This is a genomic window from Streptosporangium sp. NPDC006930 (assembly GCF_040635605.1).
Taxonomy (GTDB): Bacteria; Actinomycetota; Actinomycetes; order Streptosporangiales; family Streptosporangiaceae; genus Streptosporangium.
Genome location: NZ_JBEYID010000003.1, coordinates 55,885 through 80,380 on the forward strand (window position 1 = coordinate 55,885; position 24,496 = coordinate 80,380).

At 68.9% G+C, this 24,496-nt stretch carries 19 protein-coding genes and 1 other RNA gene; 13 read left to right on the plus strand and 7 right to left on the minus strand.

Features of this window, described 5'->3' with window-relative positions; genetic code table 11:
* Positions 1–2: 2 nt before the first annotated feature.
* Positions 3–674: a DUF4142 domain-containing protein gene (locus ABZ664_RS06725; protein WP_362504068.1), complete on the minus strand. Its 672-nt coding sequence runs from the start codon at positions 672–674 to the stop codon at positions 3–5.
* Positions 675–983: 309 nt separating this feature from the next.
* On the opposite strand from ABZ664_RS06725, the gene ABZ664_RS06730 reads away from it, so the two are divergent.
* The 3 genes from ABZ664_RS06730 (at position 984) to ABZ664_RS06740 (ending at position 7,177) form a co-directional block, all read left to right on the plus strand.
* Positions 984–1,523 (plus strand): sigma-70 family RNA polymerase sigma factor, encoded by a 540-nt coding sequence (locus ABZ664_RS06730; protein WP_362504071.1) that lies wholly within the window; start codon positions 984–986, stop codon positions 1,521–1,523.
* Positions 1,523–1,726 (plus strand): zf-HC2 domain-containing protein, encoded by a 204-nt coding sequence (locus tag ABZ664_RS06735; protein WP_362504073.1) that lies wholly within the window; start codon positions 1,523–1,525, stop codon positions 1,724–1,726. The genes ABZ664_RS06730 and ABZ664_RS06735 overlap by 1 nt, the downstream gene beginning before the upstream one ends.
* Before the next feature lie 570 nt (positions 1,727–2,296).
* Positions 2,297–7,177, plus strand: coding sequence for an NAD-glutamate dehydrogenase (locus ABZ664_RS06740; RefSeq protein WP_362504075.1), 4,881 nt, complete (start codon positions 2,297–2,299; stop codon positions 7,175–7,177).
* Positions 7,178–7,254: 77 nt separating this feature from the next.
* Here the strand turns inward: ABZ664_RS06740 and ABZ664_RS06745 are convergent, their stop codons facing one another.
* Positions 7,255–8,337, minus strand: a complete 1,083-nt coding sequence (locus ABZ664_RS06745) for a hypothetical protein (protein ID WP_362504078.1) — start codon at positions 8,335–8,337, stop codon at positions 7,255–7,257.
* A gap of 65 nt (positions 8,338–8,402) precedes the next feature.
* On the opposite strand from ABZ664_RS06745, the gene prfB reads away from it, so the two are divergent.
* Positions 8,403–9,521 carry a peptide chain release factor 2 gene (gene prfB, locus ABZ664_RS06750; protein WP_350946529.1) on the plus strand — a complete coding sequence of 373 codons (1,119 nt, stop codon included), beginning with the start codon at positions 8,403–8,405 and terminating at the stop codon, positions 9,519–9,521.
* A gap of 272 nt (positions 9,522–9,793) precedes the next feature.
* On the opposite strand, the gene ABZ664_RS06755 is transcribed toward prfB, so the two are convergent.
* Positions 9,794–9,985 (minus strand): hypothetical protein, encoded by a 192-nt coding sequence (locus ABZ664_RS06755; protein WP_362504082.1) that lies wholly within the window; start codon positions 9,983–9,985, stop codon positions 9,794–9,796.
* 235 nt (positions 9,986–10,220) lie between these two features.
* Between ABZ664_RS06755 and ftsE the strand changes: the two genes are divergently transcribed.
* From ftsE to ssrA, 5 genes are all read left to right on the plus strand, one after another.
* On the plus strand, positions 10,221–10,910 hold the full coding sequence (gene ftsE / locus ABZ664_RS06760) for a cell division ATP-binding protein FtsE (protein ID WP_012888192.1): 690 nt from the start codon (positions 10,221–10,223) through the stop codon (positions 10,908–10,910).
* A 31-nt stretch (positions 10,911–10,941) separates the two neighbouring features.
* The gene (ftsX, locus tag ABZ664_RS06765) at positions 10,942–11,850 is read left to right on the plus strand and encodes a permease-like cell division protein FtsX (RefSeq protein WP_350946531.1); all 909 of its coding nucleotides are present in this window, start codon (positions 10,942–10,944) and stop codon (positions 11,848–11,850) included.
* Positions 11,851–11,962: 112 nt separating this feature from the next.
* Positions 11,963–12,430, plus strand: coding sequence for an SsrA-binding protein SmpB (gene smpB / locus ABZ664_RS06770; protein WP_344922291.1), 468 nt, complete (start codon positions 11,963–11,965; stop codon positions 12,428–12,430).
* Positions 12,431–12,432: 2 nt separating this feature from the next.
* Positions 12,433–14,322, plus strand: coding sequence for a penicillin-binding transpeptidase domain-containing protein (locus ABZ664_RS06775; protein WP_362504089.1), 1,890 nt, complete (start codon positions 12,433–12,435; stop codon positions 14,320–14,322).
* Positions 14,323–14,638: 316 nt separating this feature from the next.
* Positions 14,639–15,023, plus strand: a transfer-messenger RNA (tmRNA) gene (gene ssrA, locus ABZ664_RS06780).
* A gap of 190 nt (positions 15,024–15,213) precedes the next feature.
* On the opposite strand, the gene ABZ664_RS06785 is transcribed toward ssrA, so the two are convergent.
* Complete coding sequence (locus ABZ664_RS06785) at positions 15,214–15,582, minus strand: hypothetical protein (RefSeq protein WP_362505096.1); 369 nt, start codon at positions 15,580–15,582, stop codon at positions 15,214–15,216.
* 478 nt (positions 15,583–16,060) lie between these two features.
* Here ABZ664_RS06785 and ABZ664_RS06790 point away from each other — a divergent pair, with 478 nt between their 5' ends.
* Complete coding sequence (locus ABZ664_RS06790) at positions 16,061–16,978, plus strand: DUF4388 domain-containing protein (protein WP_362504092.1); 918 nt, start codon at positions 16,061–16,063, stop codon at positions 16,976–16,978.
* 283 nt (positions 16,979–17,261) lie between these two features.
* Positions 17,262–17,630 (plus strand): roadblock/LC7 domain-containing protein, encoded by a 369-nt coding sequence (locus tag ABZ664_RS06795; RefSeq protein WP_350946534.1) that lies wholly within the window; start codon positions 17,262–17,264, stop codon positions 17,628–17,630.
* Between the two features lie 123 nt (positions 17,631–17,753).
* On the opposite strand, the gene glpK is transcribed toward ABZ664_RS06795, so the two are convergent.
* Positions 17,754–19,271 (minus strand): glycerol kinase GlpK, encoded by a 1,518-nt coding sequence (glpK, locus tag ABZ664_RS06800; protein WP_362504096.1) that lies wholly within the window; start codon positions 19,269–19,271, stop codon positions 17,754–17,756.
* Between the two features lie 87 nt (positions 19,272–19,358).
* Positions 19,359–20,189: an MIP/aquaporin family protein gene (locus tag ABZ664_RS06805; protein WP_362504099.1), complete on the minus strand. Its 831-nt coding sequence runs from the start codon at positions 20,187–20,189 to the stop codon at positions 19,359–19,361.
* A 343-nt stretch (positions 20,190–20,532) separates the two neighbouring features.
* Here ABZ664_RS06805 and ABZ664_RS06810 point away from each other — a divergent pair, with 343 nt between their 5' ends.
* The gene (locus tag ABZ664_RS06810; protein WP_362504102.1) at positions 20,533–21,603 is read left to right on the plus strand and encodes a polysaccharide deacetylase family protein; all 1,071 of its coding nucleotides are present in this window, start codon (positions 20,533–20,535) and stop codon (positions 21,601–21,603) included.
* A gap of 218 nt (positions 21,604–21,821) precedes the next feature.
* Here ABZ664_RS06810 and ABZ664_RS06815 read toward each other — a convergent pair whose 3' ends face one another.
* Complete coding sequence (locus ABZ664_RS06815; protein ID WP_362504105.1) at positions 21,822–22,934, minus strand: trypsin-like peptidase domain-containing protein; 1,113 nt, start codon at positions 22,932–22,934, stop codon at positions 21,822–21,824.
* 235 nt (positions 22,935–23,169) lie between these two features.
* On the opposite strand from ABZ664_RS06815, the gene ABZ664_RS06820 reads away from it, so the two are divergent.
* Positions 23,170–24,480: a hypothetical protein gene (locus ABZ664_RS06820; RefSeq protein WP_362504108.1), complete on the plus strand. Its 1,311-nt coding sequence runs from the start codon at positions 23,170–23,172 to the stop codon at positions 24,478–24,480.
* The last annotated feature ends 16 nt before the right edge of the window (positions 24,481–24,496 follow it).

The window sequence follows — 24,496 nt, forward strand, 5'->3', positions numbered from 1 at the left end:
TTTCAAGCGATTTCTCTCCTCACAGGTGTGTCGAGAGCGGAGACGGGCGGCGGCGGTGCGGGCATCGGAGGCTCGGGCAGGTCCGAGTAGTCGACCAGCCCCGTGCTCTCCAGCAGGGTCATGTGCTTCATGACCACCTCGACCGCTCGCTGGGCGAATGTCCTGACCAGGTCGTTGCGGGTGCCGGCTCGTACGCCGGCGACCACCCCGAAGACCTTTCCGTGGGCTTGGCGCAGCAGCCGGGCGAACAGGAGGTCGTACTCGGCGCCGGCCTTCACCGCCGTCAGCTGCGCCATCCAGGACTGCTGGTCGGCGTTGGCCTGGTCGGGCAGCGGCACGTTCAGCTTGGCCGCGAGGGCGCGGACCTCCTCGTCGAGCTTGAGGTGGTCGGTCATCAGGTGCATGCCGACCTCCTTCACCCGTTTGCTCGCCGCCCGCTGCTGGGCCTGCTGGCCGCTGGGAATCTCCCAGAGTCCGGCCAGGCGGACCTTGACCAGCAGGTCGCGATCGGCCGGGCCCAGGGGGCCCTGCGGGGTCTGGACCCAGCTTTGATCGGCCAGTGCACCGCCGCCGGGAGGGGTGATCAGGACGACCGCCACGGCGGCGATCGCGATGAAGACCCCGAACAGCAGGGGTTCGCCGTTCTTGAAGCGGCGGAACAGTGATCTGAACATGGCCCGGCCCCGCTCTCAGAGACTGGCCGCCATCGGGGCCTTCTCGGCGCCCGGCGCGGTGACGAACGTGCCGCCCGACCCGTGAGGGGCCGGGTGCGTGAGGAGGAGGAGGACAGTTCCGACCGGCCACGGGATATGCCGCACCGCCATGTCGTTTCCTTTCCCCGGGGCCCGCCGATGCGGGCGCACTTGGTGGGAGGTACGCGGCGCTGCCCGGGGTGGTTCAGCAGAAGTGATGAGATAGTTAGAAATGATTGGAGTTGCCAGAGTTGCAGACGGGACGGATAACGAAGGTGTAAAGATGTGCCCGTGCGTCAACTCGACAGTCGGTTCGAGAGCGCGGACACCGATGTCCTCCTGGTAGAAGATCTGTACCGAGAGTTCGGTGTACCCCTGCTCCGCCATGTGCGTAAGGCCACCGGTAACGATCTGCAGTGGGCAGAGGACGTCGTCCAGGAGACGCTCGTCCGTGCCTGGCGCAACGCAGGAAGGTTGCAACGAGAGCCCGGCCTTCTGTGGGCCTGGCTCCTGACAGTCGCCCGTCGTATCGTCATCGACGGTCGTCGTAGACGAGGCATCCGACCACAGGAGGTCGAACCCGCCGACGCGAACGCCGTGCCCGTTCCCGACGGGGCCGATCGCGCGCTGGAGGCGATGGTCGTCGCCGAGGCGCTGCGAGAACTGTCCCCAGAACACCGCGAAGTCATCGAGCACACTTACCTACGGGACCGTACGATTAACGAGGCGGCGGAAATCCTCGGGATACCGCCGGGTACGGTCAAGTCCCGGCTCTACTACGGGATCCGGGCTCTCCGAAAAGTCTTGAAGGAGAGAGGTGTCGCGAGCTGATGTTGCCCTCCCCGCATCATGACGTGGCGGCGTACGCCCTCGGGGTGCTCGACGAAGAGGATCACGAGACGTTCCAACGCCATCTCATGACCTGCGAGGAGTGCCAGGTCGAGCTCCGGGAACTCAGCGAGGTTCCCGGACTTCTCGATGCGGTGAAGCGGGACCGCTCCAATGCCCTGGACGATGACCGCACGCCACATTGACGTTTAGCTGCTTTTGGGGTGATATCAGGAACGGTGGTACGTCCCGGTCAACGAGGATCGGGACAGACGGCCACTGGAGGTGTCGTGCCGCGGGCCATGCCCGATGGGCGGAGCGCGGGTCGGTCGACCCCGATCGCCGGGCGAGGCGTCCGGGGCGAGGCCAGACTCGCCCGGCTGCGCCGTAGCCCTTCCGAGGCGACCCTGTGGAATGATTGCCCCACCGCCACCTCGTGGGGAGAACCCGCCGTCTCCGACCAGGAGCCCTTCCGTTCCCCGTTGGCAGCGGCGAGAGACCGCGGTTCCCATGACGAGTCGTGGCGCCTGGCTGCGATCCCGATCACCCGTGAAGAGACGATCACCCCGTGGTGGGCGTTTCGTGCCCCCGCTCCCGGGGAGCTGAATGTGGCCGGAAACGGGCTGCAGGGCGAGGGCAGCGAGAGCACCGCATCCCCGAGGGCGCGGGCGACATCACTTTCTCTCCGCCGGGCACCATTTCCGCGGAACCTATGAGATTCCATCCTGGAGTCTCACCCAACTATGCAAAACCCCTCACAAAGGAGTGAGAGCGACATGCCGCTCGACGAGGCCAAGGACGAGCTGCTGAGGAGTGCCGCGGAGACGTGTGCGCGCACACCGGGCAGTGATCACGTGAGCGTGGAGGAGGCGCTCGCCTTCCTGCGGCTCTACTACCGGCATGTCGCCCCCGAGGACCTGCTCGGCCGCGACCTGGTCGACGTGTACGGCCCGGCGATGGTTCAGCGGCGGCTCGCCGAGCAACGCCCCCAGGGCCGCGCCCTGGTGCGCGCCTACACCCCCGCTCCCGAGGAGCACGGCTGGGCACCCGGGTTCTCCGTCGTGGAGATCGTCACCGACGACATGCCCTTCCTCGTCGACTCGGTGACCATGGAGCTCAACCGGCACGGCGTCGGCATCCATCTGGTCGTCCACCCGCAGATGCGCGTGCGCAGGGACATGACGGGCAAGCTGCTCGGCCGCGACGAGGAGGACGTCACCGGGCAGGTGCTCGCCGAGTCCTGGATGCACTTCGAGATCGACAGGCAGAACGACGAGGCCGCGCTCAAGGCGATCGAGACCGACCTGCAGCGTGTCCTGGAGGACGTGCGCGGCGCCGTCGAGGACTTCGCCAAGATGCGGGCGCTCGCCCTGCGGACCGCCGAGGACGTCTCCGTCAACCCGCCGCCCCTCGACCCCGCGGGGGTGGAGGACAGCCTGGAGTTGCTGCGCTGGCTCGCCGACGGGCACTTCACCTTCCTCGGCTACCGCGAGTACCGCCTGGAGGTGGGCGAGGAGGGCGACAGGCTGCACCCGATTCCCGGGACGGGGCTGGGCATCCTCCGCGGCGACAGCGCCGACTCGGGCAGCTTCGCCGCGCTCCCGCCCGACCTGCGCGCCAAGGCCCGCGAGAAGCAGCAGATGCTGATCGTCACCAAGGCCAACAGCCGCGCCACCGTCCACCGCTCCGCCTACCTCGACTACGTGGGCGTCAAGCTCTTCGACGCCTCGGGCGAGGTCGTCGGCGAGCGGCGTTTCCTCGGCCTCTTCACCCACGTGGCCTACAGCGAGTCGATCTCGCGCGTCCCGGTGCTCCGGCGCAAGCTGGCCGAGGTGCTCGTGCTCGCCGGGCTGACCGCCGACAGCCACGACGGCAAGGATCTCATCGAGATCCTGGAGACCTTCCCCAGGGACGAGCTCTTCCAGACCTCGGTGGAGCAGCTGCTGCCGATCGCCCTCGGCGTGCTCAGGCTCCGCGAGCGCAAACAGGTCAAGGTCTTCCTGCGTCCGGACGACTACGGCCGCTACGTCTCGTGCCTGGTCTACCTGCCGCGCGACCGCTACACCACCAAGATCCGTATCAAGCTGCAGGACATCCTGCTCAGGACGCTCGGCGCAGGCACCTTCGACTACAGCGCGATGATCGGAGAGTCGGCACTCGCCAGGCTGCACGTGGTCGTACGCGGTGAGCGTGGCAGGCCGCTGCGCGTCGACACGGTGAACGTCGAGGAGCTGGAGGCGAGGCTCGCCGCGGCCACCAGGTCCTGGGAGGACGACCTGGTCTCCGCGATCACCGAGCTGTGCCCCGAGGACGAGGTTCCCAAGCTCGTCCGCCGCTACGTCCCGGCGTTCCCCGAGGGCTACAAGGCCGACTTCCCCGCCCGGATGGCGGTCGCCGACCTGCGCCGCCTGGAGGAGCTCGCCGCCTCCTCGGGCGAGATCGAGATGAACCTCTACGAGCCGCACGACGCGACGGAGGGTGAGCGCCGCTTCAAGCTCTACCGCCTCGGCGCGCCGGTATACCTGTCGCACGTGCTGCCGCTGCTCCAGCGGATGGGCGTGGAGGTGGTCGACGAACGGCCGTACGAGGTCGACCGCGACGGGGACCCGGCGACCAAGGACGCCTGGATCTACGACTTCGGCCTGCGCTACACGCCCTCGCCCGAGGTCGACAGGGATGAGTTCAAGCGGCTCTTCCAGGACGCGTTCGGCGCGTTATGGGCCGGGCGGGTGGAGAACGACGGGTTCAACGGGCTCGTCCTGGTCGCCGGGCTGACCTGGGAGCAGGTCGAGATCCTGCGCGTGTACGCCAGGTATCTGCGCCAGGCGGGCACCGCGTTCAGCCAGGAGTACATCGAGCGGGTGCTGACGGGCAACGTGCGGCTCGCCCGGCTGCTGGTGCGCCTGTTCGAGGCGAGGCTGAACCCCCGGCGCCCGGCCGAGGTCCGCGCCGACCTGTCCGACGCGCTGCACGAGGAGATCCTCGCAGCCCTGGACGACGTGGTCTCGCTGGACGAGGACCGGATCCTGCGGGCCTACCTGGAGATGATCGGGGCCACCCTGCGGACCAACTACTTCCAGCGGGTCGACGGCGAGCGCAAGCCGTACATCAGCCTGAAGCTCGACTCGCCGTCGATCAGCGTGCTGCCGCTGCCCCGGCCCGCGTACGAGGTGTTCGTCTACTCGCCCAGGGTCGAGGGCGTGCACCTGCGCTTCGGCAAGGTCGCGCGGGGCGGGCTGCGCTGGTCGGACCGGATGGAGGACTTCCGTACGGAGGTGCTCGGGCTGGTGAAGGCGCAGATGGTGAAAAACACCGTCATCGTCCCCACCGGCTCCAAGGGTGGCTTCGTCGTGAAAAATCCGCCGAAGTCGGGGTCGCGGGAGGACACCCTGGTCGAGGGCATCGCCTGCTACCGGATGTTCATCTCCGGCCTGCTCGACCTCACCGACAACCTCGTCAACGGCGATGTGGTCCCGCCCGCCGACGTCGTCAGGCACGACGGCGACGACACCTACCTGGTGGTCGCCGCCGACAAGGGCACCGCGACGTTCTCCGACATCGCCAACGCCGTGGCCAAGGAGTACGGCTTCTGGCTGGGCGACGCCTTCGCCTCCGGCGGCTCGATCGGCTACGACCACAAGGCGATGGGCATCACCGCGAGGGGCGCCTGGGAGTCGGTCAAGTACCACTTCCGCACGACCGGCGTCGACATCCAGAACACCGACTTCACCGTCGCCGGAATCGGCGACATGTCCGGTGACGTGTTCGGTAACGGCATGCTGCTCTCCCGGCACATCCGGCTGGTCGCCGCGTTCGACCACCGGCACATCTTCGTCGACCCCCGGCCCGACGTCGCGGTGAGCTACGCCGAGCGCGCCCGGCTGTTCGCGCTGCCCCGCAGCTCCTGGGAGGACTACGACGCCTCGCTCATCTCCTCCGGAGGCGGCGTCTGGCCCCGTACGGCCAAGTCGATCCCCGTCTCCGCGCAGACGCGCGCCGCGCTCGGCATCGACGCCGACGTGACGTCGCTCGCCCCGGGCGACCTGATCAGCGCCATCCTGCGGGCCCCGGTCGACCTGCTGTGGAACGGCGGTATCGGCACCTACGTCAGGGCGTCGAGCGAGTCCAACGCCGACGTCGGAGACAAGGCCAACGACGGCCTGCGGGTCACCGCCGGCGAGCTGCGCTGCAAGGTGATCGGCGAGGGCGGCAACCTGGGCTTCACCCAGCTCGCCCGGATAGAGTTCGCGCTCAACGGCGGCCTGGTCAACACCGACTTCATCGACAACTCCGCCGGGGTGGACACCTCCGACCACGAGGTCAACATCAAGATCCTGCTGGACCGGGCCGTCCGCGACGGGGAGCTCACCGACAAACAGCGCAACCAGCTCTTCCTCGACATGACCGACGAGGTGGCCGAGCTCGTCCTGCGCGACAACTACGACCAGAACGTGGTGCTGGCCGCCGCCCGCGCGCAGGCCCCTGACATGCTGCACGTCCACGCGCGCCAGCTGCGCAGGCTGGAGCGGGCCGGGCTGCTCAACCGGGAGCTGGAGTTCCTGCCGTCGGACAAGATGCTCGCCGAGCGGCGTCAGGCCAGGCTCGGGCTGACCGCGCCGGAGTTCTCGGTGCTGCTCGCCTACACCAAGCTGGTGACCGACGCCGAGATCCTCGCCTCCGACCTGCCCGACGACCCCTACCTCGCCTCCTGGCTGGTGTCCTACTTCCCCTCCGCGCTGCGCGACGCCGGGATCCGCACCTACATGGACACCCACCCGCTCCGCAGGGAGATCATCACCACCGGGGTGGTGAACGACCTGGTCAACTCCAGCGGGACCACCTTCCTGTTCCGCATCGGCGAGGAGAGCGGCGCGTCCACCCCCGACATCGCCCGCGCCTACCTGGTCACGCGCGAGGTCTTCGACATGCCCAACCTCTGGCGCCAGATCGAGGAGCTGGACAACAAGGTCGACACCCCCACCCAGATCGCGATGGAGCTGGAGGCCCGCAAGCTCGTCGAGCGGGGCACCCGCTGGCTGCTGGGCAACCGGCGCCCGCCGCTCGACCTCGCCTCCACCGTCGGCTTCTTCGCCAAGGGGATGAACGGTCTGCTGCCGCACCTGCCCAAGCTGCTGACCGGGGTCGACCTGTCCGCGTTCGAGGAGCGGCGCGACGGCTTCGTCTCCCGGGGCGTCCCGGACGAGCTGGCCGAGCGCGTCGCGGCGATGGTGCCCGCCTACTCCACGTTCGACCTGGTCGAGGTGGCCGCACGCACCGGCCGTCCCGTGCACGACGTCGCCGAGGTCTACTTCGACCTCGCCGACCGGCTCCAGCTCTCCAGGCTGCGCGAGCGCGTCGTCGCGCTGCCCAGGGACAGCCGCTGGAACTCCATGGCGCGGGCCGCGCTCCGTGACGACCTCTACGCCGCGCACGCCGCGCTCACCCACGGCGTCCTGACGCACAGCACCCCCGGACTGTCGCCGGAGGAGCGGCTGGCACGCTGGACCGAGGCGAACTCGGCGGCGGTCTCGCGGGCGCGGCAGACCCTGTCGGAGATCTGGGAGAGCGACAACTTCGACCTCGCGACCCTCTCGGTGGCACTGCGCGCGATCCGCACGCTGGTGGCCACCATCAACCTCCCGCGCGCCGACGCCTGACCCGCCCGCCGCCCGGCCGGGCCTCCTCACCGGGGGCCCGGTCACGCGGCGCGCCACACGGTCGCCCGGCCGGCTCCCTAACTCACGATGACCTTGGTGAGGCCGCCGAGATAGCCGATCACCTTGGCCGCGTGGCCGCTGTCCTTGGCCGGGACCGTGCTCACGTACAGCTGCGTCTCCACCGTGCGCAACTCCTTGAGGATGAACCGCTCCTTCGTCAGCTTCCTGGCCTCGGGCGGGATACGGGTGTCCGATCCGCACGGCGTGACCTTGATCGACCGTGTCGTCGTCCTGATGAGGGAGTAGAGGACGAGAGCGCCGCCGTCGGCGGTGCGCAGCGCGTGAACCGGGTAGTCGCTCGCCGCGAAGATCGAGTCGTAGCCCAGGCAGTTGTTCTTCTCCTCCGCGCGCCTCCTCGTGATCTCGTCGGCGAGCCCCGTGGTGTGCGGGCCCTCCTCGATCAGCCCCGTCGCGAACCCCCGCTCGCCCTCCTCCGCCGAGGTCGCGTGCAGCGGGGCCATCAGGCGCGGGCTGATCGCCACCGTCGCGTCCTCCTCGCCCAGCGCCGTCGCGTACCCCTCGGTGTCCGTGACGACCTCCGGGGGCCGGACGCCCTCGTCGAGCAGGGAGGTCGAGCTGACCCGCCAGTCCTCACCGCCCTGCCGCATCAGGGTGAGCACGGCGGTGCGCACCTCGCCCGAGGACTCCTCGCGGTCCACGAACGCGGCGAACCAGAGCGGACCCTGCTGGTTGCGCGGGACGAGCAGCCGGGGAGTGCCCCACGTGTAGTGGGGAAGGTCCTCGGCGGAGCCGCTGAAGGCCGCGATGGTGAGGGCTTCCTGCCCGTCGCGGGTCTGCTCCAGCATGAGCCTGCGGTCGGCGTCCAGGTGCGGCGTCGCCGCCCCCAGCACCCCGTCGGCGCCCACGACGCCCGCGAGAGCCCTCTTCGCCTCGGCGAGCGTGACCGGGGGCGGCGAGGGGGTGGCCGTGGGACGGGCGGTCGGCGTGACGGCGTCGGCCGAAGGGCTCCGCTCGGGCCGGCCGTCGCCGGAACCCGAGCACGCCGCGGTCGCGGTGATCAACGCCAGCGCGAGTGCGAGCACACCCTGCCGCCCGTTTTCGCGCACGTACACCTCCCGATACTCCCCGATGCGGGCCATGCTAGCCATGGTGGGGGAGCCTGCCGTACACGATGGGGTTCGGAGGTCGCGTACCCTTTACAGACGTGGCACTCATCGATCCGGCAGAACAGATCAACGAGCTTACCGGGACGCTGAACAGCATCCAGGATGTGCTCGACCTTGGCGCGATGCGCAAGCAGATCGAGGAGCTGGAGGATCAGGCCGCCGCCCCCGACCTGTGGAACGACCAGGAGCGCGCGCAGAAGGTCACCAGCAGGCTCTCCTATCTCCAGGGCGAGATCAACAGGATCGAGTCGCTGGAGCAGCGGCTGGACGACCTCTCCGTCCTGTACGAACTCGCCGCCGACGAGGGGGACGACGACACGCGGGAGGAGGCCGACCGCGAGCTGGAGTCCCTGCGGGGCGACATCGGCGCCCTGGAGGTCCGCACCCTCCTGTCCGGGGAGTACGACGCCCGCGAGGCGGTCGTCACGATCCAGTCACAGGCGGGCGGTGTGGACGCGGCCGACTGGGCCCAGATGCTCCAGCGGATGTACCTACGGTGGGCCGAGCGCAAGGGCTACCCGACCGACATCTACGAGACCTCCTACGCGGAGGAGGCGGGCATCAAGTCGACGACCTTCACCGTCAAGGCCCCCTACGCGTACGGCACGCTGCGCGGCGAGCACGGCACCCACCGGCTGGTCCGCATCAGCCCGTTCGACAACCAGGGGCGCAGGCAGACCTCGTTCGCGGGCGTCGACGTGGTGCCGGTCGTCGAGACGACCGACCACATCGACATCAACGAGGACGACCTGCGCGTCGACGTCTACCGCTCCTCGGGGCCCGGCGGCCAGGGCGTCAACACGACCGACTCCGCGGTCCGCCTCACCCACCTGCCCACGGGCATCGTGGTCTCCTGCCAGAACGAGCGCTCGCAGCTGCAGAACAAGGCGACCGCGATGGCGGTCCTGCAGGCCAAGCTGCTGGAGCGCAAGCGCCAGGAGGAGAAGGCGGCGCTGAACGAGATCCGGGGCGAGTCGACCACGTCGTGGGGCACCCAGATCCGTAACTACGTGCTCCACCCGTACCAGATCGTGAAGGACCTGCGGACGGGCGCCGAGGACGGCAACCCGGGCGGGGTGCTCGACGGCGACCTGGACGGCTTCATCGAGGCCGAGATCCGCTGGACCCGCCGCCAGGAGTCGGGCGCCGACGACTAGGACGTTCTTCTCCCGTCCCCGAGGGCCGGACACGGGCGGACACCCTCGGTCTTCGTCCCCGGGGGATGGACGAGCGGGAACGGCTGCTCGCCGGCATCCGGGGCCCTCGTCCCCGAAGGACGGACGCCCGCGGGAACTCCCGGTGAGCCGGGAGTCGGCAGGGAGACCGTGTTCCGGCCCCGGACAGGTCGGAGTCCTCGCTCACGGGCGCTTCTGAGCGCCCGTGAGGCGGTTCTCCCGCGCGAGCCGGGAAAAGGCCTCGGACGGGCGTGTCAGGCGCCGCTGAGGTGCTTCAAGGCCAGGGTGAGGAAGAAGAGCGCGATCAGCACCAGCGACAGGAGCGCGGGGGTCATGCCCCCGAAGGTGTGCTGGTGCATCCGCTCGCGGTACGCGCGGCAGCGGGGGCAGCGGCCTTCGGCCACGGGGTGGGCGCACCCCGCGCAGACCAGGTCTTCACAGCTCATGATGTCCTCCCTCGTCGAGGTCAGAACTACTTTATGCGGTCGTTACCGGGCGCCGAATCGTTTTGTTTCCGTTATGGGCTTTCCATGTCAGTCTTCCCCCTAGACTGGGCTCCGGCCAACCGGAACGTCGATCAAGAGCAAAGACCGGCGCCCCCCGGCCGGCGAGAGGCGGAAGTGGCCCTCTGCCACTCCTGCGACCGTCCTAACCCCTAGACTGGCATGCCGTGATGCGCCCGTGATCCATTTTGATAATGTCACCAAGGTCTACGCGAACCAGAACCGGCCCGCGCTGGACCACGTCAGCGTCGATGTCGACAAGGGCGAGTTCGTGTTCCTCGTCGGCCCCTCGGGGTCCGGGAAGTCGACCTTTCTCCGCCTGGTCCTGAAGGAGGAGCGCCCGAACTCGGGCGCGATCCACGTGGCCGGCAAGGACCTCGCCCGACTGTCCAACTTCAAGATTCCACACCTGCGCCGCCGGATCGGATGTGTCTTCCAGGACTTCCGGCTGCTCCCGAACAAGAACGTGTACGAGAACGTCGCGTTCGCCCTGGAGGTCATCGGCAAGCCCCGGCGTTTCATCCGTAAGGTGGTCCCGGAGGTCGTCGAGCTCGTCGGCCTTGAGGGCAAGGCACATCGGATGCCCGACGAGTTGTCCGGTGGCGAGCAGCAGCGGGTCGCGATGGCCCGCGCGTTCGTCAACCGGCCGATGATCCTGCTGGCCGACGAGCCGACCGGAAACATCGACCCCGCGACGAGCATCGGCATCATGAAGGTGCTCGACCGGATCAACCGGACCGGCACCACGGTCGTCATGGCCACGCACGACGCGGCCATCGTCGACTCCATGCGCAAGCGGGTGGTGGAACTGGAGGACGGCAAGATCGTCCGTGACCAGTCGCGAGGCGTGTACGGCCAGGCGTACTGACACCAGGACCGGATAGAGCGACAGGAAGAGCATGCGGGCAAACTTCATCTTCTCCGAGGTCTGGATCGGCCTCCGCCGCAACCTCACGATGACCATCGCGGTCATCGTGACCGTGGCGATCGGCATGGCGTTGCTGGGCGTCGGTCTGATGATCAACTCCCAGATCTCCAGCATGAAGGACTTCTGGGCGGACAAGGTCGAGGTCTCGGTCTTCCTGTGCAAGAAGGACGACCCCTTCCCGCAGTGCAAGGGCAGCGGTGGCGTGAACGCCCAGGAGCGGGCCGCGCTGAAGGGGGACATCGAGGCCATGCCCCAGGTCGAGAAGGTCGACGTGGAGGACGCGGCCCAGGCCTACAAGAACTTCCGGGCACAGAACGCCAACAACACCGTGCTGCTCTCCGCCATCCAGGTCGAGGACATGCCAGAGTCGCTGCGGGTCAAGCTCAAGGACCCCGACGCCTACGCGGCGGTGATCGAGGCGGTGAAGGGCGCACCCGGGGTCTCCAACGTGGTGAACCAGAGGGAGCTGCTGGAGAAGTTCTTCGGGTTGCTGGAGAAGCTCCGCTGGGCGGCCCTGGTGGTGGCCATCATCCTGGTCTTCGCGGCCACGCTGCTGATCGGCAACACCGTGCGGCTCTCGGCGTACAACCGCAGGCGTGAGACCGGCATCATGCGGCTGGTGGGGGCCTCCAACCTCTACATCCAGCTGCCCTTCGTGATGGAGGGCGTCATCGCCGGTCTGATCGGCGGTGTGATGGCCGCGATACTGCTGATCATCAGCAAGGTCTTCCTCTTCGACGGGGTGCAGCTCTACCTCTCTCCCAACAGCCAGCTGTCCTGGGAGACGGTCGCCTCGGTGATCAGTATCACCATGATCTTCGGCGTGCTCATCTGTGTTCTGGCGTCCTTCGTCACGCTCCGCCGCTACCTGCGGGTGTGACGCTCCCGTGTCCTCGTACGCCCCGCGGGCGTGGCGCGTCCGTACGTCGCTCCGGGCCTCGCCCGCGCTCGCGGGCGCGGCCCGACACCCCGGTCACCGGTAGGCTCCAGACATGCCACGTGAGACCGGGCGGAAGGTAATCGCTCAGAACAAGCGTGCCTGGCACGACTACCACATCGAGGACACCTACGAGGCCGGCCTCGTGCTCCAGGGCACGGAGGTCAAGTCGCTGCGGCTCGGCCGTGCCTCCCTCCTCGACGGGTACGCCGTCATCAAGGACGGCGAGGCCTGGCTGATCAACGTCCACATTCCCGAATACACCATGGGGACCTGGACCAACCACGCCGCGCGCCGAACCCGCAAGCTTCTGCTCCACCGCAAGGAGATCGACAAGCTGGTCTCCAAAACCAAGGAGGGCGGGCTCACCCTGGTGCCGCTCGCCATCTACTTCAAGGACGGCAGGGCCAAGATAGAGATCGGCCTCGCCAAGGGAAAGAAAGACTGGGACAAGCGGCAGACGCTGGCCGAGAACCAGGCCAAGCGGGAGATGGCGCGCGCGCTCAGGCACAGGAACAGGTGATCGTGAGGGGCAAGGCCCGGCGAGCCACCGCCGCGGCGCTCGCGCTGGCGGTGACGACTCCCATGTTGTCCGCGTGCCTAGAGGAGCCCTCGGCTCACGAGGCGGTGCGCGACTTCCTGATCGGCTGGCAGACGGGCGACTACGCCGCCGCGGCCAGGCGCACGGACGGCGACGAGAAGGTGGTGAGCCGGGCGCTGGAGGACGCCAAGCTCCAGCTCGACGCGGCCTCGTTCCGTTTCGACGTTACGAGCATGCGGCGCGCGGCGGACGAGGTCGAGGCCGACTTCGACGCCGAGGTCGACCTGGGGGAGAACAACCCCCTGTGGGAGTACGAGGGCGTGCTGCCGCTCCACCTGGTCGACGGCCGATGGAAGGTGCGCTGGTCGCCCAGTGTCCTGCACCCCCAGCTGCGCGAGGGTGAGCGGTTCGCCGTGAAGGTCACCCCCGAGGGGCGTCAGCCGATCCTCGACCGCAACGGTGACCCGCTGCAGGAGAAGGCCGTCCTGCACGTGGCGAGCGTGGTCCCGGCCACCCTGAAGAGCGGCCAGGCGGACGAGCTCTGCGAGAAGCTCTCCAAGATCACAGGTTTCCCCCAGGACCGCCTGCTGAGCCGGATCCGCTCCGCGCCGCCCAACCTCCAGGTCCCCCTGGTCACCTTCGGTCGTACGAAGTTCGGGCAGTTGCGCGCGCAGCTGGAGGCGATCCCCGGGATCACCCTCTCCGCGCAGGAGCAGGCGGTCGCCCCCGCCTCGCCCACCCAGATCGTCGGCACCGTCACCGCGGTCACCCCGGAGAGCGAGCAGCAGCTCGGCGGCCCGCAGCGGGCCGGGGACACGGTCGGCAGGGCCGGTCTGCAGAAGGCGTACCAGGAGCATCTGACCGGTTCGACCGACACACGTGTGATCATCGTCGATCTCAAGACGCTCAAGGTGACCGAGCTCAAGAAGTGGCGGCCCGACCGCTCCACCTCGCCCGTGCAGACCACGCTCGACCGTTCCCACCAGAAGGCGGCCGACAGCGCGCTGCTCGGCGGTGGGGCTCCCGGCATGCTGGTCGCGGTCCAGGCCTCGACCGGCGACATCCTGGCGGTGTCCAGCACCGAGCAGTACGACCAGGAGAGGCACGCCCTCGCGGGGAGGTTCCCCGCGGGGACCGCCTTCTCGATCATGACCGTCGGGGGCATGCTCAAGGCGAAGATCGACCCCAGGCAGAAGATGGCCTGTCCGGCCGACAGGTCCGTCGGGGGGGCCGCGTTCCACCAGGAGGGTGCGCCCGCGGGGAGCTCGCCGAGCATCCAGGCCAACTTCGCCACCGGCTGCGTGACCGCGCTCGCCGCGCTGGCCCGCAGGATCGACGGCGCGGAGCTGGCGGCCGACGCCGCGAAGTTCGGCATCGGGGCGCCGTGGACGCTCCCGCTGAGGTCGTTCAGCGGCTCCATGAAACCGCTGAAGAACGACGCGGCCACGGCCAAGGCGATCGCCGGGCAGAACGTCCTGGTCAGCCCGCTGTCCATGGCGCTGGTCGCGGGAGCCGTCTCCTCGGGCACCTGGCGCCCGCCGGTCCTGGTCACCGAGCCCGAGGTCGCCGACTCCACACCCGACGCCAAGCCGTCCAAGGCGCCGGACCCGGTCAAGCTGGACGACAAGACGGTCGAGACCCTCCGCACCTTCATGCGCAGTGGAGTGACGGTGGGCTCCGCGCGTGCCGCGGCGGCACCCGGCGACCCCGTCCACGGCATCACCGCCGTCGCCTCGCAGAAACGCAAGCCGCTCGCCTGGTTCGTGGGGTGGCAGGGGGACGTCGCCGTCGCCGTGCTGACGCAGAGCTCGGACGCCACGGCCGGTGCGGCCGTCGCGGGGAGGTTCTTCCAGGGGCTTCACGCGGGGTTGTGACGTTCCGCACTGATTTTTTCACCCTGAGCAACCATTGGGTGTCTTGTTGGCGTCCTTCTAAGTGACCGGGCCCGCTCGGGGGGTTGCGGACCCGGTCGCAGTGATGGGACAGGGCTTCATCTCGGGGGAAGCCCTGCCGTCAGAACCGGCTCGACCCTGCCGGTCGACCCCGGGGACGCTCGCGATTCGCGGGTGTCCCCGGGGTTTCGGCGTTCGGGGCTCCTGACGCCGCGCGGGAATTCGATTCGCGTCGGCCGTGTTGTAGGAGGTATCTTCGGATGGCTCGACCCCTCGGGGTCGCGTTGAAAACTCAACAGGGGGTGACTGGTTTCGACTTTGGCTTTTCAAGCCAGGTGAAGCGGGTCGAGGACTGCGGACATAACCTCGTTAACACTGTGACCGCGACCAACAAGTGCCAATAAGACGCACTCCGAAGTCAGCCAGGGCAACCTGGCACTCGCCGCCTAAGCAGCGAGTGACTTCTGCCGGCCCGGGAGCGCCTCCGGCCCGGATCCGGCATCGCTAGGAGGCTCAACCGATCGACCCGGCCACGGGGAAGATCGGGAAATCTTACAGTGGCTGAGCCCGTCGGCAACTTGCCTGCGTGATTGCCGGGGCTGAGAAAAGCACAGCAGGCTGCACCCGGAGAAGCCCTGTCCTGGAGTTGAAGGACGCGGGTTCGATTCCCGCCACCTCCACCCCCGTTCCGCGCCGACCGCGCGGAACAGATCGCCGAAGGGCGGTCGAGTCGGCCCAGTGCCGCCTCGGCCGCCCTTCGTCTTTTCCTGGCCACAGCATCTTTTCCTGGCCGCAGCGGGGTCGCTCTTCGGAAGCCTTCGTCGCCGGGTGAACTCGCCTTCCGGTGGTGATGCCGTCCCGTGGCTCTCGCGGCTAGATGGTGAGCGCGGACTCGATGCGCCTGAGGTGGTGCCTGGCCAGGGCGAGGTTGGAGCGGTCGCGGTCGAGCACCAGGTAGAGGAAGGTGTGGCCGCCGCTGTCGGACAGGAGCCTGATGATGTGATACTGCCTGGCCAGCGTGATGAGGATGTCCTCGACGGAGTCGTTGATGTTCAGCGCGGCCATGGTCCGCACCTTGGCCCGGACGACCTCGGTGTTGCCCGCGGCGGCCACCTCCAGATCGAGGTCGCGGCCTCCACCGATCGTGCCGAGAGACATGCCGCTTTCGTAGTCGACCAGCGCCGCGCCGACCGCGCCGTCGATCGCCATGGTCTCCTTGAGGGCGGTTTCGATGTTCATGATCTTCTTTCCCGGGCGAGCGACCGCACCCCGGCGCCTCGCCGAGGAGGGGACTTATCGGACATACAGATGGGGCAGTTTGTGGCTGTCGATACGTAAAGTACACTTAACTACTACCGTTAGTGAAGTGCAATATGGTCTAGTAGCGGATGAACAGCTCATTAGGGGAGATATCCGGAGTTCGTGGCCGGGGGCATGACCTGTCCCGTCCCATGGAGTCAGGGGTGTCGTGCCGCGTCCGGGCGTCTCCCGGCTCGTCCGGAGTGCGCGGGCGCCGGGATCGCGTCGTCTCCCGTCCGAGCGCCCGTGAAAGAGCCGAGGGAGACATCCGGTGGTGAAGACCGGCCCACATTCCGTTCGTGAACGACTCACCCTCAGCGAGCAGAACCAGAGGTGACCCTGTGCCGTCGTCGGCCGCTATCCAGCCGATGCCGTCTCGTGGAGCGGCCGGCCGCTCCCCTTCCCTGAACAGGATGACGGCGTGACCGCCGGGGAGCCGGAGGTCCTGGGCGAGATCGGGAGATGCCTGCAGCGGCTCTCCCGCGAGAGGTTCTCCGGCGTGCTCCGCGTCGAAGGAGGCCCGGGAGGAGCGCTGTGGGTGCGGGACGGCCTCGTGGTGGCCGCCACGACCCCGGCGGCCCCCGGCCCCGAATCGTTGCTGCTGCGCTCGGGCAGGGTGTCGGAGAAGGACTGGACCGACGCGTACACGACCGGCGCCCCCTCCGACCGGCTCGCCGCCGAACTCGCCGAGCGCGGCGTCATCGGCGAGGCGGGTCTGGAGGCGGTGTGTCTGGCCGCGCTCTTCGACGCGGTGTTCGCCATGGTCCTGTACGGCGTCGAGTCATGCGCCGCCGAACCGGTGGGACCCGGCGACCGCCAGCCGCTGCTGCCCGTCCTGCCGGGGATCGGGCACGAACGGCTGGCACGGGAGACCGCGCGCCGCACGGGGTACGTGGAGACCTGGCGACGGCTGGGCCTGTCCATGCGCGTCAGGCCCGTGCCCCCGGCCGTCTCCGTTCCCACGCTGCTCGGCGCGGACCGGATCCGCCGTGCCGTCCTGGAACGGGCGAACGGGCGCCGGACGCCGCGGGACATCGCCTTCGTCCTGGGCAAGGGCCTGTTCGCGGTGATGAGTGAGATCGCGAGGATGGTCGAGGAGGGGGTGCTCGACCTCGGCGGTTCCCCGGCGGGGGAGGTGACGCCCGCTCCCGAGCCCGCGGCGGAGGACCCGGACGAGAGTCCGGCCTCCCGGCTGCCGCGCCGCCATCCGGGCAACAGCAAGATCAATGAGATGCTGGCCGCCGCCGGGGGAGGACCGATCCCCTCCCGGCCACTCCTCGCCCTCCGGTCCCTGCCGCTGCCCTCGTCTCCGCCCTCCCGGGAATCGGAGGGTGATTGATTTTCTCCCCACGGTTGAAGTCAGGGGATTCCAACCCTCACGGGTCGGGTTTCCTGCTTCGTCGCCGGTTGCCCGCCAGGAGGAAAACTCTCCCCATTGAGGTCTTACACCAGCCCCACAGGCGTTTTTCCTCTCCGCCTGCCCGGCGGCGAGGGTGGTGCGGGTCATATGTGCGGCGGCTTGGTTATCGCCACCGCACGCACATGCCGACAACCCGTGCGGTGTCTTGCCGCGTTTTCTTCCCACGCCTAAAGGCGGGGTTCTCCACGCTGAAAGGAACACGATGACCAGGCAAGCGGTGCTCGCCGAGCTGAAGATCCTGCGCGATCAGGTGGCCGGCGTGATGGAGACGGCCGTCGCGTCCGTGGACGGGCTGCTCGTCGCGGCCGACAGCGAGGGGCCGAGGCCGGAGGTGCTGGCGGCACTGGCCGCCGCCACGCTCGGCCTGGGCAAGCGGACGGGCTACGAGGTGGGCATGGGGGAGCTTCGTGAGGTGGTGACCCGCTGTCGCAGCGGGTACATCGTCGTCTACGCCGTGCGTCAGGAGGCGCTGCTCGTCGTGCTCGCCGACGAGGGGTTGGACGTCTCCCGGTTGCACGTGGAGTCCCGGCCCACGGTCGAGCGGCTGGGCGCGCTCCTCGTCGCCACCTGACCGGAACTCCACCCGCGACCGGGACTCCACCCGCGACCGGGATCCCGCTCACTGCCGGAGCCGTACCCGCGACCGGGGTCCCGTCGGCGAGCGAAGTCGTACCCGCGACCGGGGGCCGGTCGTTCAGGACACGTCGACCCAGTCGAGGGTGCGCTCGACCGCCTTCTTCCAGTGCGCGTAGCCGTCGGCCCGCTGCTCGTCCGACCACTGGGGCTCCCAGCGGCGGCCCTCCTGCCAGTTCTGCTTGAGTTCGTCGGTCGACTTCCAGAAGCCGACGGCGAGCCCCGCCGCGTACGCGGCACCGAGGGCGGTCGTCTCCGCCACTACGGGCCGGGAGACGGGCACGCCGAGTATGTCGGCCTGAATCTGCATACACAGGTCGTTGGCGGTGACGCCGCCGTCGACGCGCAGGACGTCGAGGGCGACGCCCGAGTCCTGTCGCATCGCCTCGACCACGTCGCGGCTCTGGTAGCAGATGGACTCCAGGGTGGCCCGCGCGAGGTGGGCGTTGTTGTTGAAGCGCGACAGGCCGACGATGGCGCCCCGGGCGTCGGATCGCCAGTACGGGGCGAAGAGGCCGGAGAAGGCGGGGACGAAGTAGACGCCGCCGTTGTCCTCGACCTGCCGGGCGAGCGCCTCGCTCTGCGACGCCCCCGAGATGATGCCGAGCTGGTCGCGCAGCCACTGCACGGCGGAGCCGGTCACCGCGATGGAACCCTCGAGCGCGTACACCGGAGGCTCCTCGCCGAAGCGGTAGCAGACGGTGGTGAGCAGGCCGTTCTGGGATCGCACCAGCTCGGTGCCGGTGTTGAGCAGCAGGAAGTTGCCGGTCCCGTAGGTGTTCTTGGCCTCGCCGACGCCGAAGCAGACCTGGCCGACGGTGGCGGCCTGCTGGTCGCCGAGGTCGCCGGAGAGCGGGACCTCGCCTCCCAGCGGGCCTCTCGCCAGGGTGGTGCCGTACAGGCCGGGGTGGGAGGAGGGGGCGATGGCCGGCAGCATCTGGCGGGGGATGCCGAAGAACGACAGCAACTCGTCGTCCCAGTCGAGGGTCTCCAGGTCCATCAGCATCGTGCGGCTGGCGTTCGTCGGGTCGGTGACGTGCACGCCGCCGTCGGGGCCGCCGGTCAGGTTCCACAGCAGCCACGAGTCGGTGTTGCCGAAGATCGCGTCTCCGGCCTCGGCCGCCTCGCGCACTCCCTGGACGTTCTCCAGGATCCACTGGATCTTTCCGCCGGAGAAGTACGTCGCCGGGGGCAGGCCTGCCTTGTGGCGGATGACGTCGCCCCTGCCGTCGCGGTCCAGGGCTGAGGCGATCCGGTCGGTACGGGTGTCCTGCCAGACGATCGCGTTGTGGTACGGGCGCCCGGTTCTGCGATTCCAGACCACCGCGGTCTCGCGCTGGTTGGTGACACCGAGCGCGGCGAGGTCGGAGGCGGAGAGTCCCGCCCTGTTCATCGCGGTCTCGATCACCGCCCTGGTGCGCTCCCAGATCTCCGTGGGGTTGTGCTCGACCCACCCGGCTTGTGGCAGGATCTGCTCGTGTTCGAGCTGGTGGCGGCCTATCTCGTTACCGCCGTGATCGAAGATCATGAAGCGGGTGCTCGTCGTTCCCTGGTCGATGGCTCCGACGAAGTCGGGCATGGATGGTGCCTCCTCTGTGAGACTCTCCGGGAGATCTGCCGCTCTCCCCGTAACGGTTCTCGGCCGTGGTTGTCGTTCCGCTCCCGTTCAGGCGGTGTCGGCTTTCTCGTCGGACGGCATCCGTCCCACCTCGGGCTCGGCCTCCTCGGGAGGAAGGAACCTGGAGATCAGGACCTGGTACAGGAACGCCCCGATCAGTCCTCCGATCACCGGCGCCACGATCGGCACCCAGAAGTAGAGTTGGCCGTATTGATCCTGCCAGGCGGTCTCATACCCGGTGAGGTATGAGGCAAGCCGGGGCCCGAAGTCGCGGGCGGGGTTGATGGCGTACCCCGCGTTGGTGCCCCAGGCCATGCCGATGGCCACGACGATCAGGCCGATCACGAAGGGGGCGAGGTTGGCCATCGGCGCCGAGTTGCGCGCGTCGGAGACGGCGAGGATGAGCAGGAGCAGGATCGCGGTGCCGATGACCTGGTCGCGGAAGGCGCCCCAGGTGCCGATGGGCAGGGTCCCGTTGCCCGGCAGGGTCGAGAAGACGCCCTGGGTCTTGATCGTGAGCCCGGGGTCGGCCTTCTGCAGCACCTCGCTGTAGTTGAAGCGGACGATGAGCGCCGCCACGAACGCCCCCGCGGTCTGCGCCAGGGCGTAGGGCAGGACCTTGCGCCAGGAGAAACCCTTGAAGGCGGCGAGGGCGACGGTGACGGCCGGGTTGAGGTGGGCTCCGCTGGTGCGTGCCGCGACGTAGACGCCCAGGGTCACCCCGAGTCCCCACGCCCACGCGATGCTGTCGTGGTCGCCGATCTCGGCCGCCGCGACCTGGGCCACCACCCCCACCCCGAACAGGATAAGGATCATGGTGCCCACGAACTCGGCTGCCATCTCACCAAGAAGATCCCGGTTTTTCCGGCGTTCTGCCATATCTCCCCCTCACGGCGCCGCTCCGGATGCTCGGACGGTAGGCACGAATTCCAGGGCAGTCAACGATTTCCTGACGAGATTGTTGACTTTTGGTCAACAATCTAAGTAATTGGCAACGTCACCGAAACATGCCCCTATGCCTCTACTTGCGATGTATCCATCGGGTAAGAATCCCGTCACCTTCCGGGACCCCACGTGAGAATGCCCTCGTTTTTCCCGGGCTGCACCGTGCTCCAAGGTGCCGCCAAGGGCCGCTCAGGCGGGAACCTTTGCCGGGTACGGAGGTCAACTCGCAGGTCAGAGGGGGATGAGAAGCGTATCTTCATGCGCTTGGAGGAATTCGATGGGCCGTCTCAAAATGTGCAGGGCCGGTGTGGCCGTCGTCGCGACGGGAGCCGTGCTGGCCGGATGCGGATCGACGGGGTCGGATGAGAACGACGAACAGAAGGCCAGGGTGGCGGCGGCGGCGAAGGCGTCGGCCGCCGCGGCCTCGCAGGCCAACCTCCTCAAGGCCAAGACGGAGGCCGCCGCCAAGGTCAAGGCCAACGAGCTCGGGCAGGTGCCCGTCCTCATGTATCACCGGATCGTCGACAAACCCTCCACCCAGGACGACCGCACACCCAAGCAGTTCCGCACCGAGCTGGAGCGGCTCGCCAAGGAGGACTACGTCGCGATCACCGCGGCCGAGTTCGTCACCGGGCGCATCGACATCCCGGCGGGCAAGCACCCCGTCGTCCTCACCTTCGACGACTCCTCGCCCTCGCAGTTCGATCTGGACGGGATGGGCCTGCCCAAGCCGAACACCGCCGTCGCGATCCTCCAGGAGGTCGCCAAGGCACGCCCGGGCTTCCGCGGGGTTGGAACGTTCTATGTGACGCGCGACATGTTCGGCAAGGCGACGCCCGAGGAGGGGGCGCAGATGCTCCTCTGGCTCGCCGAGAAGGGCTTCGACATCGGCAACCACACCCGCGACCATCTCAGCCTGGGTGGCAAGCCGAAGAAGGCGGTGAACGCGGAGGTGGCGTCGGGCCACCGGCTCATCACCGACCTGATCAAGGTGCCGCCGGTCACGCTCGCCCTGCCGTACGGCAACCAGCCCGACGGCAAGGAGTGGGGACGCAAGGGCTCCTCGGGCGACGTCTCCTACGACTACGGCGGCGTCTTCCTCGCCGGTTACACCCCGGCGATGTCACCGTTCAACAAGAAGTTCGACCCGCTCGGCATCCCGCGCATCCGCTCGATGGACAAGAAGGGCGACTGCGCGAAGTTCTGCTCCGTGGCCTGGCTCGACTGGCTGAAGGCGAACGCCGACGAGCGCTACACCTCCGACGGCGACGTGAAGACGGTCGCCTTCCCCAAGTTCAAGGCCCCCTTCGTGGCCAAGTCCTTCACCGACCGTGTCCTGCCCTACTGACCCGGACCGGCCTGCCCGTCCCGGACCGGCCTGCCCGGAAACGGCCAGAGTCAGCCCGGACTGACCTGAATCATCCCGAACCGACCTGAACCGGCCGAGGATCGGGCTGCCGATCCTCGGCCAGGCGGTCGACGTGTCTCCGAGGTGTCCCCGTCGTGCCCCCGAGGTGGCCGAGCAGGATCCGGGCGTGTCCCGCGGTTTGCCGCGGGGCACCGGGATCAGCCGGGGAGTTCTTCGAGGGGAACCGCCACGGTGGTCGTCGAACCGTTGGGGCGCAGGGTCTCCACCTTCGCGTCGTCGCCGGGCTTGAGCTGCGCGAGGACCGTCGCCAGCTCCTGGGTCGACGGGGTGGGGGTGCCGTTGACCGAGACGATCAGGTCTCCGGCCTTGAGTCCGGCCCTCTCCGCGCCGCTGTTCCTCTGTACCCGCACGACGCTGACGCCGGCGGGCTGTCCGTTCATGTCGATCACGGTCTGTACGACGACGCCGAGCGCGGCCCTGCGGGTGTTGGTGACCTTGCCGTCCCTGATGATCTGCGTGGCGACGTCCTTGGCGGTGTTGGCCGGGATCGCGAAGCCGATGCCGGGGGCCTGGGCGTTGCCGAGTTCGGGGTTGACGGCGGTCAGGGTCGGCACGCCGACGACCTCGCCCCTGAGGTTGACCAGGGCGCCGCCGCTGTTGCCCGGGTTGATGGGAGCGGATGTCTGGATGGCCCCGGTGATCGTCGCGCCCGGCGAGCCCTCGCCCCCGGGTTCGGTGATCGTGCGGCCCAGCGCCGAGACGATCCCGTCGGTGACGCTGCCCGACAGGCCCAGCGGGTTGCCCATCGCCATCACGATCTCACCGACGCGCAGCCTGGAGGAGTCACCGAAGACGGCGGGCCTCAGCCCGGTCGGGTCCTCCACCTTGATCACGGCCAGGTCGCCCAGCTCGAAGGAGTCGACCAGCCTCGCCGTGCGCGGGGCGCCACCGCTGGCGAGCGTGACCTCGAAGCGCCTGGCGTTCCCGACCACGTGGGCGTTGGTGATGATGTGCCCGGCGTCGTCGTAGACGACCCCCGAGCCGAGGCCGTTGTCGGTGGTGATCTGCACGATGGACGGCAGTACCTTGGCGATCGTCCGCTCGTACGCGGCCTCCAGGGCGTCCGGAACGTACGTGGGCTCGGGAGAGCCCGGCGGGGATGCCTCGGCGGAGGTGCTCGCCGGCGCGCTCTGTGTGGGAGCGCCGGGTGAGCCGACCGTCCGGGATGTTCGCAGTTCCGGGCTCTGACCGCAGCCCGCGAGTGTAACGGCGGCGGCCAGTAGCGCGACGCCTGTCTTTGATCCCCCCATGCAAGGGTATTTGCCCAGCTCAGGGAGGAAGATACGCCTTGTGAGGGTTGTCGCGGCTAAGCTCGCCCGATCGTGGGCGCGTCGACCCCTCGCGCACCCCATGCCGGGACCAGCGGAGTGACATTCTGTTCATGGAGCGGAAAAGGCGGTCACCTGGGCGGATGTGCCTCCCGTGGCCGAAGCGTAATAAACGACGATGCGTCGAATCTTTCCGAGGTGACATAACCTGGCGCGTATGGCGGACGTCGGCGGCAATTCCTCCGGGCGCTCTCATGAGAGATACATCCCCTCATACGAGGCGCCCACGGCTCCCATACCCGCCATACCCGCCGAAGACGGCTCGATCATCAGCCCCCGGGTGCCCCGGAGGTTTCCCATCGGCGACGGCGAGGAGACCGTTCTGGTCTCCGGGTCTCCTGGATCGTTCCCTCGTCCTCAATCCTCGCCGGGCACGGCGTCGGGCGACGGGCGGGACGAGCCGCAGGAGGACGCCGACCAGGTGCGCGAGTCAGGCGGTCTCGGGACGATCCCGGTCAGGCAGGTAGGCGGCTCCGCGGGGCTCTGGCGCCCTGATCGGAGCGGTATGCCCGGCCGGCCAGGTGGAGGGGCTCTGGCGGGCGCGGCCGGGGGGCAGCGCGCGGGGCAGGGCGACCGGCGCGGCAGCGGGCAGGACGGTGGACAGAGCGACGGGCAGAGCACGGCGGCCGGGTGGCCCGGCGCGGCGCGGCGGCCCGGCGTGTTCGCGGAGTCCGGCGCGCAGGACCGGCCGGAGGCGCAGAGCGGGTCACAGGCGCGGGGTGGGACGAAGAGGCCCGGCGGCCTGCTGATGCGGATCGGCGACATCCCGATCCGGTTGGCCTACAGCCTGGGTGCCGCCGTCCTCACCGGTGTCATCGTGGCCCTGATCTTCGTCCTGTTCTCCGGTGACCAGCCCAAGGACCCGGCGGGGGTCGGCAGGGCCGTGATGCCCGCCGCGAAGCCCTCGCCGACCGTCTCGCCGATCACACTGCCGGCCCTGCCGGGCGCGACCGCCCTGCGGGTCCTGCCGGGCACGCCGAGTACGGTGCTGGGCGCGGTGACCGACACGAGGTCCGCGCTCACCTACGCCAGCCTGGGGGCGCCGTGGGAGAGCAAGGCCGTGCCGTCTTTCTCGGCCGGTCAGCAGGTCGGCGTGACCCGTCTGCCACGCACGGTCATCGCCTCGGGGCCCCTGCCCGGCGCCACCCCGGCCAAGGCGCTCAAGAGCGACGCCGACTACCGCAGGGCGGCGCTGAACGCGGTGAGGTGGACGATCCGCAGCCACCACCCCGCGGGGAGCAAGGTCGACTGGACCGCCTCGCAGCGGCCCGCCGGAGGCAAGGGATGGCTGCTCGCCTACAAGGTCACCTATGAGGTCAACGGCAAGAAGCGCACCTCGCAGGCGGCGCTCGCCGTGATCGACGTCGGCCGTCGCAAGCCCTCGATGCTCTTCGTGACCGTGCCCGACGGGCGCAAGCGGCTCTGGGCCGACATCGCTCCGCTGATGGCGAGCGTCCGCGCCCTCTGACACTCTTCTGCGTCCG

Coding starts and splice junctions, on each gene's coding strand:
- glpK (WP_362504096.1), bottom strand. CDS start 19,271: ATGCCCGACTTCGTCGGAGCCATCGACCAGGGAACGACGAGCACCCGC.
- ABZ664_RS06795 (WP_350946534.1), top strand. CDS start 17,262: ATGACCAGGCAAGCGGTGCTCGCCGAGCTGAAGATCCTGCGCGATCAG.
- ABZ664_RS06805 (WP_362504099.1), bottom strand. CDS start 20,189: ATGGCAGAACGCCGGAAAAACCGGGATCTTCTTGGTGAGATGGCAGCC.
- ABZ664_RS06725 (WP_362504068.1), bottom strand. CDS start 674: ATGTTCAGATCACTGTTCCGCCGCTTCAAGAACGGCGAACCCCTGCTG.
- ftsX (WP_350946531.1), top strand. CDS start 10,942: ATGCGGGCAAACTTCATCTTCTCCGAGGTCTGGATCGGCCTCCGCCGC.
- ABZ664_RS06810 (WP_362504102.1), top strand. CDS start 20,533: ATGGGCCGTCTCAAAATGTGCAGGGCCGGTGTGGCCGTCGTCGCGACG.
- smpB (WP_344922291.1), top strand. CDS start 11,963: ATGCCACGTGAGACCGGGCGGAAGGTAATCGCTCAGAACAAGCGTGCC.
- ABZ664_RS06815 (WP_362504105.1), bottom strand. CDS start 22,934: ATGGGGGGATCAAAGACAGGCGTCGCGCTACTGGCCGCCGCCGTTACA.
- ABZ664_RS06745 (WP_362504078.1), bottom strand. CDS start 8,337: ATGGCCCGCATCGGGGAGTATCGGGAGGTGTACGTGCGCGAAAACGGG.
- ABZ664_RS06755 (WP_362504082.1), bottom strand. CDS start 9,985: ATGAGCTGTGAAGACCTGGTCTGCGCGGGGTGCGCCCACCCCGTGGCC.
- ABZ664_RS06740 (WP_362504075.1), top strand. CDS start 2,297: ATGCCGCTCGACGAGGCCAAGGACGAGCTGCTGAGGAGTGCCGCGGAG.
- ABZ664_RS06820 (WP_362504108.1), top strand. CDS start 23,170: ATGGCGGACGTCGGCGGCAATTCCTCCGGGCGCTCTCATGAGAGATAC.
- ABZ664_RS06735 (WP_362504073.1), top strand. CDS start 1,523: ATGTTGCCCTCCCCGCATCATGACGTGGCGGCGTACGCCCTCGGGGTG.